Here is a 12429-nt window from a genome sequence, read left to right on the forward strand (position 1 = left end):
TCAGTTAGAAATCCCTTAAGTTGAAACTTGAGGGATTTTTCGATAAGTATTTTACATTGGCCCTATTTTCTGCTATAATCTTTTTTAGAAAGAAATCTCATTGTCTACTTTTTAGCGAGTTCGGGATGGTGTGAGCCGGATAGGGAAGCAGTGCAGATGGCGCTTTCGGTTATAATCTCAAAAGTAATGAAGTAATAAATTAGGGTGGAACCGCGTCTTGACGCCCCTAGGTGAATAACCTAGGAGTGTCGGATGTGGTTCTTTTGCGTACTGAGTCTATTGTTCGAAAGAAAGGAGATTCGTGGAGAACCTTTACCTTGTAAAAGACGAGAACCAATTAGCAGCTTTTCGAGATTTCGTCGCAAAGAATTCCGCAAAGTTGCAGGCTTATCTAACATTTTTAAAAGACGAGTTTGCGGTTTATGACTTGCCGCAAGCCATCATTTGGTCCGATTTTGATTCTGCTACGCGGATCATTCGGGAAATTCCTGTACCAGCCTATACAAATGATAGGCGGATGGTTATGACTCCCGAATTGACGGTTTGGAAAGATGTGTATCTCCTTCAGTTGGAGAATTACGAGACCTCTCACCAAACTCGAGCAATAGAAAGCCATTATCAGTCTTTGTCTGAAAATTCTCTCTTACAGATTGTGGGCCATGAGTTGGCTCATTGGTCAGAACATTTTTCAGATGATTTTGATGGATACGGTGCCTATATCTGGTTTGAAGAAGGGATGGTTGAGTATATTAGCCGCAAGTATTTCTTTACAGATGAGGAATTTCGAGCAGAAAAAGCTTGTAATCAGTCTCTCGTAAAGCTCTTTCAGAAAAAGCACGGTTGGCACTCATTGAATGATTTCGGCACTTCGACTTATCAAGGGAATTATGCTAGTATTTTTTACGAATACTGGCGCAGTTTTTTGACAGTTGACAAGTTAGTAGAAAATCTAGGCAACATACAAGCGGTCTTTGATTCTTATCATCGTTGGACGAATACAGATAAAACACTTCCCTTGTTGGATTGGTTCATAGAACAGAAAATAATAGACAAAGAGATATAAACAAACTAAAGGAGTAACTAATGTCCAAGAAACTTCCCTTTCACCTCGCCAAAGTCAATTGCGAACCTAAAGGTTCGATTGACTGACGACAACCGCTATGGGCGGTTTGTCTAGGCGATGTACTAGCTTTTCAAAAGGGAAATAATCGTTCCCTTTTGAACGCTTCGCAAGAAATCAAAATAAACTAAAGGAGTAAAAAATGTCTAAGAAATTAACCTTTCAGGAAATTATCCTGACTCTACAACAGTTCTGGAATGACCAGGGCTGTATGCTCATGCAGGCTTATGATAATGAGAAGGGAGCGGGAACGATGAGCCCCTACACTTTCCTGCGTGCCATTGGTCCTGAACCATGGAATGCGGCCTATGTAGAGCCGTCTCGTCGGCCAGCAGATGGTCGTTATGGGGAAAATCCCAACCGTCTTTATCAGCACCATCAATTTCAGGTGGTTATGAAGCCATCTCCAAGCAATATCCAAGAACTTTACTTGCAGTCTTTGGAGCTCTTGGGGATTAATCCGCTGGAGCACGACATCCGCTTTGTTGAGGATAACTGGGAAAATCCGTCAACTGGCTCTGCTGGTCTGGGCTGGGAAGTTTGGCTGGATGGAATGGAAATCACGCAGTTCACTTACTTCCAGCAGGTCGGAGGTCTGCCAACTCACCCGGTGACTGCTGAGGTGACTTATGGTCTGGAGCGTCTGGCTTCTTATATCCAAGAAGTGGACTCTGTCTATGACATTGAGTGGGCTGATGGCGTTAAGTACGGCGAAATTTTCACTCATCCTGAGTATGAGCATTCCAAGTACAGCTTTGAGGTCAGCGATCAAGACTTGCTCTTGGGGAATTTTGAGAAGTTTGAGGCGGAGGCTAAGCGCTGTCTGGACGAGCATCTGGTACACCCAGCCTATGACTATGTTCTCAAATGCTCGCATACCTTTAACCTCTTGGATGCGCGTGGAGCCGTATCTGTGACAGAACGGGCTGGTTACATTGCCCGTATTCGTAATCTGGCGCGTGTCGTGGCTAAGACCTTTGTGGCTGAGCGCAAGCGTCTGGGCTATCCGCTTTTGGATGCAGAGACTCGCGAGAAACTCTTGGCAGAGGAGGGAGAATAATCATGGTAAAGAATTTATTAGTTGAATTAGGCTTGGAGGAAATGCCAGCCTATGTCGTGACACCGAGCATGAAGCAGCTGCGCGACAAGATGGGAGTCTTCCTGACAGACCATCGTCTGACCTTTGAGAAAATTGAAATGTTCTCCACACCGCGTCGTTTGGCGGTACGCGTGGTTGGCTTGGCGGACAAGCAGTCTGATCTGACCGAAGATTTCAAAGGTCCTTCTAAGAAAATTGCTCTGGATGCTGATGGCAACTTTACCAAGGCTGCAGAAGGCTTTGTCCGTGGCAAGGGCTTGACGGTTGAGGATATTACTTTCCGTGAAATTAAGGGCGAAGAATACGTCTATGTGACTAAGGAAGAAATCGGCCGCCCTGTAGAAGAAATCATCCCAGCAGTGACAGAAGTTTTGCAAGCCCTGACCTTCCCTGTCAGCATGCACTGGGCCAACAACACCTTTGAATACATTCGCCCGGTCCACACCTTGACTGTGCTCTTAGATGAGCAGGCCTTTGATTTGGAATTCTTGGACATCAAGAGCGGACGTACTAGTCGAGGACACCGTTTCTTGGGCAAAGAAACGGAGATTGCTTCAGCGGATTCCTATGAAGATGATCTACGGGCTCAGTTTGTCATTGCCAGTCCTCTTGAGCGGGGAGATATGATTGTCGAGCAGATTCGAGCACTAGAAGAGGAGCACGGGGTTTCTATCGAGATTGACGAAGACTTGCTCAATGAAGTTCTGAATCTGGTAGAATATCCAACTGCTTTCCTAGGTAATTTTGATGCTAAATACTTAGAGGTGCCAGAAGAAGTCTTGGTAACTTCCATGAAAGAGCACCAGCGTTACTTTGTTGTGCGCGATAGTGAAGGCAAGCTTTTGCCACACTTTATCTCTGTCCGTAACGGAAATGCAGAGCATCTGGGAAATGTCATCAAGGGAAATGAGAAAGTCTTGGTGGCTCGTCTGGAAGATGGGGAATTCTTCTGGCGGGAAGACCAAAAACTAGCTATTGCCGACTTGGTTGAAAAAATGAGCAATGTGACCTTCCACGAAAAGATTGGCTCTCTGGCAGAGCACATGGAGCGGACTGGCAAGATTGCTGTTCTCTTGGCGCAAGAAGCTGGATTGGATGCTGATGAGACAGCCGATTTGGCTCGTGCAGCAGCTATTTATAAGTTTGATCTGCTGACCGGCATGGTTGGTGAGTTTGACGAGCTGCAAGGTATCATGGGTGAGAAGTATGCTCTTCTGGCTGGTGAGAATGCTGCGGTGGCAGCTGCCATTCGGGAGCACTATATGCCGACTTCAGCCGATGGCGAATTACCTGATACCAAGGTCGGTGCTGTCTTGGCTCTGGCTGATAAGCTGGATACCATTCTGTCCTTCTTCTCTGTTGGACTGATTCCGAGCGGTTCCAATGACCCTTATGCTCTGCGCCGTGCGACTCAGGGTGTTGTGCGTATCTTGGATAAGTTTGGTTGGAACATTGACTTGGCTCAGCTTCTTGGTCGACTTTACGAACTCAAGTTTGATAGTCTAAGCTATGACAATCAAGAGGCGGTGCTGGACTTCTTCCGTGCCCGCATTGAGAAAATGATGGATCGCAGCATTCCAAAAGACATCGTGACGGCTGTTCTTCAAAGCACTAACTTTGTCGTACGCGATTTGGTAGAAACAGCTGCGCTCCTAGCAGAAAAAGCTCAGGAAGACAACTTCAAGTCAGCAGTCGAAAGCCTGTCTCGGGTCTTTAATCTAGCTGAGAAAGCCCAAGGGCAGACCGCTGTCAATCCAGCTCTCTTTGAAAATCAAGAGGAAAAAGACTTGGCTGCCGCCATTGAAGCAGTGGAGCTGACATCTGACTTGGCTGCCAATATGGACCAACTCTTTACACTCAGTCCAGTTATTGATGCTTTCTTTGACCATACCATGGTTATGGCTGAAGATGAGGCTGTGCGTAACAATCGCCTAGCTCTCCTGGCGTCTTTGACGGCTAAAGCGGGACAGCTGGCCCAGTTTAATCAGATTAATACCAAATAAAAGGTAAGAGAGAGGTAGAATCATGGATCCTAAAAAAATTGAACGTATCAATGAACTGGCTAAAAAGAAAAAAGCTGAAGGTCTAACTGCTGAGGAAAAAGTGGAACAAGCCAAGCTTCGTGAAGAGTACATCGAAGGCTACCGTCGTTCTGTTCGCCATCACATCGAAGGCATTAAGATTGTTGATGAGGATGGCAATGATGTGACGCCTGAAAAATTGCGTCAAGTTCAGCGCGAGAAAGGCCTTCACGGCCGTAGTCTGGATGACCCAGAGTCTTAAGTAAAAATATAAAAAAATCCCTCGCTAGGAAGCTAGAAAGTTCCTGTCGAGGGATTCTTTTATTCTTGTTTATGTTTTTTCAAAATGCGGAGAGCTACATAGATGCAGCTAATGATGATTGCTACATCCAGCCAGAAAATCCAAGGCTCCGTGATACGGAAAAAGAAATAAGCAGCGATGGCAATAATGAGGGACAGAATCCCTAAATCAATTTTTTCTTTGAGATTGAGTCTCATAGGTCTTCTTCCTCCTTTTTTTGTGCTTGACGAATCTTTCCTTTGGCAATGAAATGCATAATCAGTCCAAATCCAAGGCCTGCAGCTAATCCAGTTATAATGAGTTTAGGCTGAAGCAGAACTTGTAGGATATCTTTCTTTTCCATGACAGCTATCATGATGCCAAAGAGAGGGTAAAAGAGCAGCCAATAGGAGAAACCTGCTTTGAGACCAGCATGTTTCATAGCTTTTTCTTCTTTTTCATCCTGAAGTCCTAGCTCTAGGTCATCAATTCCTTTGCGCCGTGCTTGAATGACTATATAGACACAGAAGCCGAGGATAAGGATTTCCAGCAGGATTGGATAGGCAACAGCGATAATTTTGGGCCAGCGAAAGGCTAGGGGAAAGGCGATGGCATTGCCAAAAATCAGAATAAAGAAAAGCCAGATAAAGCCTATATTTCCTAGATGCTCAGCCTGTTGGCGTTTTTGCTCGTCCAGAGGTCCAGTAATACCGTAAAATCGTTTGATCATCTTGTCTGAGAATGTTTCTTTTTTCATGTTTGTGTCCTTTCTAGCTTGAGTCGAGGGATTATTCGCTCTGTTCAGTATGGTGTTTGCGTGATTTGAAGTAGAAACTGATAAAAACACCTAAAATGCTAGCGACCAAGGCTGTTTTCAGGATTCGATCAGCTTGTAAAAAGAGAGTGAAAAAGTCTTGCTTGAGAGTGACTGCTTCTATAAGGCTAAAGATAGGATGGAAAGTTAATCCAACGAAGAGAGCAATCTTAAGACCAGGATATTGAAGCTTGCGCTTTTCTTTTTCACTCATTAGTTCCAAATCCAAATCTGCCAGGTSCTCTTYCTCAGACCTGAAGTAAATGATACCAGCTATTATAAAGGTAAGAAGCTCTATAATAATGGGGTAAATTCGAGCATCTAAGCCTGGATAGATATCGGCTAGCATGAAAGCTAGGAAATTACCAACTTGCAAAATCAAGAAAAGCCAAATAAAGCCTATATTTCCTAAGTGCTCAGCCTGTTGACGTTTTTGCTCGTCCAAAGGTCCAGTAATGCCGTAAAATCGTTTGATCATCTTGTCTGAGAATGTTTCTTTTTTCATGTTTGAGTCCTTTCTTTAGGTATGAAATTTGCTGCAGGGAAAAATTCTTAGTCCTCTGATTCTTCATCTGTCAGCTGAGGTTCCCAAAAGAGGGCGTTTAGGTCAGTATCCAGCGCTCTAGCCAGATTGATACAGAGCTCGAGGGTGGGGTTGTATTTGTTGTTTTCAATCATATTGATAGTTTGCCGCGATACCCCGATAGACTTGGCCAACTCTAGCTGAGACATCTTTTTTTCTTTTCGAAATTCTTTGACACGATTCATTACACCCTTCCTTTCTAATTCTATAACTGATAACTTCCAGTAAGTTTGTCAGTTATATTTGACTTTTATTTTATGCTAGTATAATACTTTTTAGAAAAAGTGTCAAGTATATCTGACAAAAAATTTTAAAAAGGATTTCATCCGCTTACTTTTTCTTTTAAATTTTTTTTTGCTTTTGAATGTGATATAATAAGTAAGATATGACAAACGAATTTCATCACATTACGGTTCTTCTTCATGAAACGGTTGACCAGTTGGCAGTTAAGCCTGACGGCATCTATGTTGATGCGACCCTTGGGGGCGCTGGTCACAGCGAATATCTTTTGAGCCAGCTCGGAGACGAAGGGCATCTCTATGCCTTCGATCAGGACCAGACAGCTATTGACAATGCTAAAAAGCGCTTGGCTCCATATGTAGAGCGGGGGATGGTGACCTTTATCAAGGACAATTTCCGCCACCTCAAGAGCCGTTTGCAAGAAGCCGGTGTGGAAGAAATTGATGGGATTTGTTATGATTTAGGCGTTTCCAGCCCTCAGCTGGATCAGCGTGAGCGTGGTTTTTCCTATAAACAGGATGCACCTTTGGATATGCGTATGAACCGCGAGGCAGCCTTGACAGCTTTTGAGGTTGTCAATCATTATAGTTATCAGGATTTAGTACGAATCTTTTTTAAATACGGCGAAGACAAGTTTTCTAAGCAGATTGCTCGCAAGATTGAGCAGGCTAGAAGTATCAAGCCTATTGAAACAACGACAGAACTGGCTGAAATTATCAAGTCGGCCAAGCCAGCTAAGGAGCTGAAGAAGAAAGGCCATCCAGCCAAGCAGATTTTTCAGGCTATTCGGATTGAGGTCAATGATGAGCTGGGAGCGGCGGATGAGTCTATTCAGCAGGCCATTGATCTGCTGGCGGTGGACGGCCGGATTGCGGTCATTACTTTTCATTCGCTGGAAGATCGTCTGACCAAGCAGCTTTTCAAGGAGGCGTCAACAGTGGATGTTCCCAAGGGCTTGCCCTTTATACCTGATGAACTGCAGCCTAAGCTGGAGCTGGTCAGCCGCAAACCAATTTTACCAAGCAAAGAAGAATTAGAAAGCAATAACCGGGCTCATTCCGCCAAACTGCGTGTGGCCCGTAAGATACACAAGTGAGGAAGAAATGTCAGAAAAAAGACCAAACCCGCTTCAAGATCAGATGAGAAAATTTTCCCGAGTTGAGAAGGCCTTTTACGGATCTATCGTTTTGACTGCCATTATTTTAGCGGTCAGCATCGTCTTTATGCAGACCAAGCTATTGCAGGTGGATCGGGATTTGACGGAAGTCAATACACAGATTGAAGCGGAGCAGACAGAGTTGGCCGACATCAAGCAGGAAGTCAATGAACTGACCCGCTATGAAAGGTTGTCTCAGTTAGCCAGCTCTCAGGATATGAAACTCCAGAAGGGAAATCGTAAAACAGTGAGTTCAACGGATGAAGAATAGAATTTTTGAAAAAATTAAAAAATACGCCCTGAAAAATAGGCAAACCCCTGAATACAATCGGCGGCAAGTGGGAAAGAGCATGAGTATCTTAGCTATCTTTCTCTTTTTCGTTTTCTTGATTAATTTTGCCATTATTATTGGAACAGACCAGAAGTTCGGGGTTAATCTATCAAAGGGTGCAGAAGTAGTCCATCAAAAGACGGTCACAGTCGCTGCCCGGCGTGGAACGATTTATGACCGAAATGGAGTTCCCATTGCAGAGGATGCCACGACTTATAATGTTTATGCCATTATTGACAAGAGTTACAAGTCAGCTACCGGCAAGATTCTCTATGTAGAAGAATCCCAGTACGATAAGGTGGCAGAGATTTTCAATCAATACCTAGAGCTGGATAAGGACTACGTCAAAACCCAGCTGTCTCAGAAAAATCTCAAGCAGGTTTCCTTCGGGGCCCAGGGCAATGGCATTACCTACAGTAATATGAATGCCATGCGGGAAGCCTTTGAAGCTGCTGGTATTGAAGGGATTGACTTTACTACTAGTCCCAACCGCAGTTATAGTAACGGTGTCTTTGCCTCCCAGTTTATCGGTCTTGCCCAGCTGCAGGAGGATAAGGAAGGTAATAAGACGCTAAAAGGGACTTCTGGCATGGAGCAGGCACTGGATAGGATTCTTGCTGGTCAGAATGGAATTGTGACCTACGAAAAAGACCGAAATGGTAATGTTGTCCCTGGGTCGGAAAAGGTCTCTGTACAGGCAGAGGATGGCAAGGACGTCTATACAACGCTGTCGGCTGATTTGCAAACCTACCTAGAAACGCGGATGAACGCCTTTCAGGAAAAAGTCAAAGGTAAGTTTGTCAATGCGACCTTGGTCAGTGCCAAGACTGGCGAAATCCTAGCCACTTCTCAACGGCCGACCTATAATGCCGATACCAAGGAAGGCTTGAATGAGAAAAATCTGGGCAACTGGAACACCATGCTCTATCAAGGTCAGTATGAGCCTGGATCTACTATGAAGGTTATGACTCTAGCTTCAGCTATTGATAATGGCAGCTTTAATCCTAACGATACCTATGACAGTAGAGAATACAAAGTTATGGATGCGACCATTCGGGACTGGAATGTCAACATGGGGATTTCAGAAGGGGAAACCCTGACCTTTGCCCAAGGATTTACCTATTCCAGTAACGTTGGTATGACTATTTTGGAACAGAAGATGGGCAATGACAAGTGGCTGGACTACTTGAGTAAGTTTAAGTTTGGTCTGCCGACCCGCTTTGGGATGGGGAATGAAACCTATGGCTCCCTGCCAGGTGATAACTATGTTACGATTGCCATGAGCTCTTTCGGCCAAGGGATTGGTGTGACCCAGGTGCAGATGCTACGTGCCTTCTCATCTGTTGCCAATGATGGCGTCATGGTAGAGCCTAAGTTTATCAATGCCATCCATGATCCTAAAACCAATACAGCTCGTAAGACTGCGACGGAAATTATTGGAAATCCTGTCTCAGAAAAAGCAGCTCAAACCACTCGGGATTATATGGTTCAGGTCGGAACAGACCCCTACAAAGGAACCCTGAATGTCGGTGGAGAACCCGTCATTCAAGTGGCCGGTCAGAATGTCGCTGTCAAGTCAGGGACCGCTCAGATCGCTTCTGAAAATGGTTATCTAGAGGGCGAGAACGACTATATCTATTCAGTTGTTGCCATGACCCCGGCAGAAAATCCGGAATTTATCATGTATGTGACAGTTCAGCAGCCTGAGGAAAAATTCCAGCCTATATTCTGGCAGGAAGTGGTCAATCCGGTCTTGGAAGAAGCTGTCGCTCTCAAAGACAGTCTTAATCTGACGACAGAGACAACTCCAGCTCTTGAAACAGTCACTGAAGAAACCAGCTATAAAATGCCATCACTGGAAGAACTGACCAAGCAACTAGGTCTGAAACATCAAGTCAGTCCTGGCGGTCTGGCAGATGAATTGCGCCGCAACCTCGTCCAGCCAATTGTGCTGGGAACAGGTGGCAAGATTAAAAAAGTATCTGTCAAAGAGGGCAAAAATCTCAAGGCCAACCAGCAGGTTTTGATCTTGTCAGATGATTTAGACAGTCTGCCTGATATGTACGGCTGGACCAAGGCCAATGTCGAACGTTTTGCGAAGTGGCAGGACATCGAAGTCACTTTCAAAGGAGAGGGATCCAAGGTCGTCAAGCAGAGCGAGAAGACCAATACTTCGCTGAAAAATCTCAAGAAAATAACAATTACAATGGGAGACTAATATGCTTATTGCTCTTATTGCAGGAATCGTAACTTTTATCCTAACTATCATCGGCATTCCTGCCTTTATTCGTTTTTACCATAAGGCTCGTATCACAGGCCAACAGATGCACGAAGATGTTAAGCAGCATCAGGCCAAGGCCGGAACACCAACCATGGGTGGTACTGTCTTTCTTTTGACATCTGTTCTGGCCAGCTTTGTTATCGGTCTGTTTTCGCATCAGCTGTCCAACGGCCTCATCATGATTCTTTTTATCTTGGTTCTGTATGGCGTTGTCGGCTTTTTGGATGATTTCCTTAAGGTGTTTCGTAAGATCAACGAGGGTCTAAATCCCAAGCAGAAACTGTTTTTGCAGCTGGTTGGCGGAGTTGTCTTTTACTTCTTTTATAATCAGCACGGTGCAGGTGACCAGCTGAATATCTTCACCGTTCCTGTCCAGATAGGCTTCCTCTATGTCTTTTTCGTCCTTTTTTGGCTGATTGGCTTTTCCAATGCTGTCAATCTGACGGATGGAATTGATGGTTTGGCCAGCATTTCGGTGGTCATTAGCTTGGTAGCCTATGCTGTGATTGCTGTTGAGCAGAAGCGTTTTGATATTCTGATTGTCATCATTAGCATGATTGGCGGCTTGCTAGGCTTCTTTGTCTTCAACCATAAGCCCGCTAAAATCTTCATGGGAGATGTAGGAAGCTTGGCTTTGGGCGGTATGCTGGCTGCTATCTCCATTTCCCTTCATCAAGAGTGGACTTTGCTCTTGATTGGTATCGTCTATGTATTTGAAACGACCTCAGTCATGATGCAGGTGACTTACTTCAAGCTGACCGGCGGCAAGCGGATTTTCCGGATGACCCCGGTTCATCACCACTTTGAGCTGGGAGGCCTAACTGGCCACGGCAAGGAGTGGAGCGAGTGGAAGGTCGATTTCTTCTTCTGGGGAATCGGTATCGTGGGCAGTCTTTTGACCCTAGCTATCTTATATCTATAGCAAGAAGCGAGTCTCTGGCTCGCTTTTTTGCTTCTTAGATTTGAGGATAAGCAGGATGGTCAATTTTTTGGTATAATAGTTAGGATAATAGAATAGAGGACAAGATGAAATTTACAGAATTTAAGTTTAAAGATTATATTCAGGAAGCGCTCAGGGATTTGAACTTCGTTGAAGCGACTCCAGTCCAAGAGAAGCTGATTCCAGTGGTATTGTCAGGTCGGGATTTGGTCGGTGAGTCCAAGACAGGCTCTGGGAAGACCCACACATTTTTGCTGCCGATCTTTCAAATGCTGGATGAGGAAGCAGACAGCGTGCAGGCTCTTATTACAGCCCCAAGTCGGGAGCTGGCAGCACAGATTTATCAGGCGGCTCGTCAGTTGGCTAGCTTTTCTGAAAAAGAGATTCGGGTGGCCAATTATGTCGGCGGGACTGACAAAGCTCGTCAGATTGGGAAGTTAGAGTCTAGTCAGCCTCATATCGTCATCGGAACCCCTGGGCGGATTTATGACCTGGTAGAGTCTGGCGATTTGGCTATTCACAAGGCCAAGACCTTTGTCGTTGACGAGGCAGATATGACACTGGACATGGGCTTTTTGGCGACGGTTGATAAGATTGCAGGCCGGCTGCCAAAAGACCTGCAGTTTCTCGTTTTTTCAGCGACCATTCCGCAGAAGCTCCAGCCTTTTTTGAAAAAATACCTATCTAATCCAGTGATTGAGCAGATTAAGACCAAGACGGTCATTGCGGACACCATTGAAAACTGGCTCCTATCAACCAAGGGACGAGACAAGAATGCTCAGATTTATCAAATCAGTCAGCTTCTGCAGCCTTATCTGGCCATGATTTTCGTCAATACCAAGACGAGGGCAGATGAACTGCACAGCTATCTGACAGCTCAAGGGCTCAAAGTTGCTAAAATTCATGGAGATATTGCTCCGCGGGAGCGCAAGCGCATCATGAATCAGGTCAAGAATCTGGATTTTGAGTACATTGTCGCTACTGACTTGGCAGCGCGGGGGATTGATATCGAAGGTGTCAGCCATGTTATCAACGATGCCATTCCTCAGGACTTGTCTTTCTTTGTCCATAGGGTAGGCCGAACCGGCCGTAATGGTCTTCCTGGTACAGCCATTACTCTCTACCAGCCGAGCGACGACTCAGATATTCGGGAGCTGGAAAAGATGGGGATCAAATTCACTCCCAAGATGATAAAGGATGACGAGTTTCAGGATACCTATGACCGAGACCGTCGGGCCAATCGGGAAAAGAGCCGGGAGAAGCTGGACACGGAAATGCTGGGGCTGGTCAAGAAGAAAAAGAAAAAAATCAAGCCAGGCTACAAGAAAAAAATTCAGTGGGCTGTTAACGAAAAGCGCCGCAAGACCAAGCGAGCAGAGAATCGTGCACGTGGCCGGGCAGAGCGTAAGGCTAAGCGCCAAACCTTTTAGTGATATACTTTTCTTATCGCTGTGATAAGAAAAATATATTAGTCTTTATGAGATAGATATGATAGACTAGTGAAACTAGTCTATTTTTATATTGGGTTTAGTGTGGCTTATTTGATATTTAGGAACACGAGATT

General features: G+C 45.0%; 13 protein-coding genes. 9 read left to right on the plus strand and 4 right to left on the minus strand.

All coding sequences use genetic code 11. The features are described from left to right. Positions 1–301: 301 nt before the first annotated feature. The 4 genes from K4H96_RS09550 to K4H96_RS09565 all read left to right on the plus strand — a co-directional run bounded on the left by K4H96_RS09550 (position 302) and on the right by K4H96_RS09565 (position 4502). Entirely contained in the window at positions 302–1063 is a 762-nt protein-coding gene (locus K4H96_RS09550; protein WP_223338030.1) for an elongation factor Tu, read from the plus strand. A 199-nt stretch (positions 1064–1262) separates the two neighbouring features. Continuing rightward, positions 1263–2180 (plus strand): glycine--tRNA ligase subunit alpha, encoded by a 918-nt coding sequence (gene glyQ / locus K4H96_RS09555; protein WP_002908141.1) that lies wholly within the window; start codon positions 1263–1265, stop codon positions 2178–2180. Positions 2181–2182: 2 nt separating this feature from the next. Next, on the plus strand, positions 2183–4222 hold the full coding sequence (glyS, locus tag K4H96_RS09560; protein WP_223338031.1) for a glycine--tRNA ligase subunit beta: 2040 nt from the start codon (positions 2183–2185) through the stop codon (positions 4220–4222). Between the two features lie 22 nt (positions 4223–4244). Continuing rightward, entirely contained in the window at positions 4245–4502 is a 258-nt protein-coding gene (locus K4H96_RS09565; RefSeq protein WP_004189791.1) for a DUF896 family protein, read from the plus strand. 59 nt (positions 4503–4561) lie between these two features. Here the strand turns inward: K4H96_RS09565 and K4H96_RS09570 are convergent, their stop codons facing one another. The 4 genes from K4H96_RS09570 to K4H96_RS09585 are packed head-to-tail and all read right to left on the minus strand — an operon-like array spanning position 4562 to position 6102. Next, on the minus strand, positions 4562–4738 hold the full coding sequence (locus K4H96_RS09570) for a hypothetical protein (protein WP_223338032.1): 177 nt from the start codon (positions 4736–4738) through the stop codon (positions 4562–4564). Then, positions 4735–5277, minus strand: a complete 543-nt coding sequence (locus tag K4H96_RS09575) for a DUF3278 domain-containing protein (RefSeq protein ID WP_223338033.1) — start codon at positions 5275–5277, stop codon at positions 4735–4737. The genes K4H96_RS09570 and K4H96_RS09575 overlap by 4 nt, the downstream gene beginning before the upstream one ends. A 31-nt stretch (positions 5278–5308) precedes the next feature. Continuing rightward, a complete protein-coding gene (locus K4H96_RS09580; RefSeq protein ID WP_227956488.1) occupies positions 5309–5839 on the minus strand; it encodes a DUF3278 domain-containing protein in 531 nt (176 codons plus the stop codon). Between the two features lie 47 nt (positions 5840–5886). Continuing rightward, positions 5887–6102, minus strand: coding sequence for a helix-turn-helix transcriptional regulator (locus K4H96_RS09585; protein WP_223338035.1), 216 nt, complete (start codon positions 6100–6102; stop codon positions 5887–5889). 200 nt (positions 6103–6302) lie between these two features. On the opposite strand from K4H96_RS09585, the gene rsmH reads away from it, so the two are divergent. The 5 genes from rsmH to K4H96_RS09610 all read left to right on the plus strand — a co-directional run bounded on the left by rsmH (position 6303) and on the right by K4H96_RS09610 (position 12295). Next, positions 6303–7253 carry a 16S rRNA (cytosine(1402)-N(4))-methyltransferase RsmH gene (gene rsmH, locus K4H96_RS09590; RefSeq protein ID WP_002911280.1) on the plus strand — a complete coding sequence of 317 codons (951 nt, stop codon included), beginning with the start codon at positions 6303–6305 and terminating at the stop codon, positions 7251–7253. A gap of 7 nt (positions 7254–7260) precedes the next feature. After that, entirely contained in the window at positions 7261–7584 is a 324-nt protein-coding gene (gene ftsL / locus K4H96_RS09595; protein WP_002893529.1) for a cell division protein FtsL, read from the plus strand. Next, complete coding sequence (gene pbp2x, locus K4H96_RS09600; RefSeq protein WP_002911283.1) at positions 7574–9862, plus strand: penicillin-binding protein PBP2X; 2289 nt, start codon at positions 7574–7576, stop codon at positions 9860–9862. The genes ftsL and pbp2x overlap by 11 nt, the downstream gene beginning before the upstream one ends. Position 9863: 1 nt before the next feature. Further along, complete coding sequence (mraY, locus tag K4H96_RS09605) at positions 9864–10847, plus strand: phospho-N-acetylmuramoyl-pentapeptide-transferase (RefSeq protein WP_002911286.1); 984 nt, start codon at positions 9864–9866, stop codon at positions 10845–10847. A gap of 104 nt (positions 10848–10951) precedes the next feature. Continuing rightward, on the plus strand, positions 10952–12295 hold the full coding sequence (locus tag K4H96_RS09610; protein ID WP_002911287.1) for a DEAD/DEAH box helicase: 1344 nt from the start codon (positions 10952–10954) through the stop codon (positions 12293–12295). Positions 12296–12429 lie beyond the last annotated feature (134 nt).

This window comes from Streptococcus sanguinis (genome assembly GCF_020729765.1).
GTDB classification, from domain to species: Bacteria; Bacillota; Bacilli; order Lactobacillales; family Streptococcaceae; genus Streptococcus; species Streptococcus sanguinis_Q.

Excerpts from the sequence above, each read along its gene's own strand:
- glyQ (WP_002908141.1), top strand. The coding sequence starts at position 1,263 with ATGTCTAAGAAATTAACCTTTCAGGAAATTATCCTGACTCTACAACAG.
- glyS (WP_223338031.1), top strand. The coding sequence starts at position 2,183 with ATGGTAAAGAATTTATTAGTTGAATTAGGCTTGGAGGAAATGCCAGCC.
- K4H96_RS09565 (WP_004189791.1), top strand. The coding sequence starts at position 4,245 with ATGGATCCTAAAAAAATTGAACGTATCAATGAACTGGCTAAAAAGAAA.
- K4H96_RS09570 (WP_223338032.1), bottom strand. The coding sequence starts at position 4,738 with ATGAGACTCAATCTCAAAGAAAAAATTGATTTAGGGATTCTGTCCCTC.
- K4H96_RS09575 (WP_223338033.1), bottom strand. The coding sequence starts at position 5,277 with ATGAAAAAAGAAACATTCTCAGACAAGATGATCAAACGATTTTACGGT.
- K4H96_RS09585 (WP_223338035.1), bottom strand. The coding sequence starts at position 6,102 with ATGAATCGTGTCAAAGAATTTCGAAAAGAAAAAAAGATGTCTCAGCTA.
- rsmH (WP_002911280.1), top strand. The coding sequence starts at position 6,303 with ATGACAAACGAATTTCATCACATTACGGTTCTTCTTCATGAAACGGTT.
- ftsL (WP_002893529.1), top strand. The coding sequence starts at position 7,261 with ATGTCAGAAAAAAGACCAAACCCGCTTCAAGATCAGATGAGAAAATTT.
- pbp2x (WP_002911283.1), top strand. The coding sequence starts at position 7,574 with ATGAAGAATAGAATTTTTGAAAAAATTAAAAAATACGCCCTGAAAAAT.
- mraY (WP_002911286.1), top strand. The coding sequence starts at position 9,864 with ATGCTTATTGCTCTTATTGCAGGAATCGTAACTTTTATCCTAACTATC.
- K4H96_RS09610 (WP_002911287.1), top strand. The coding sequence starts at position 10,952 with ATGAAATTTACAGAATTTAAGTTTAAAGATTATATTCAGGAAGCGCTC.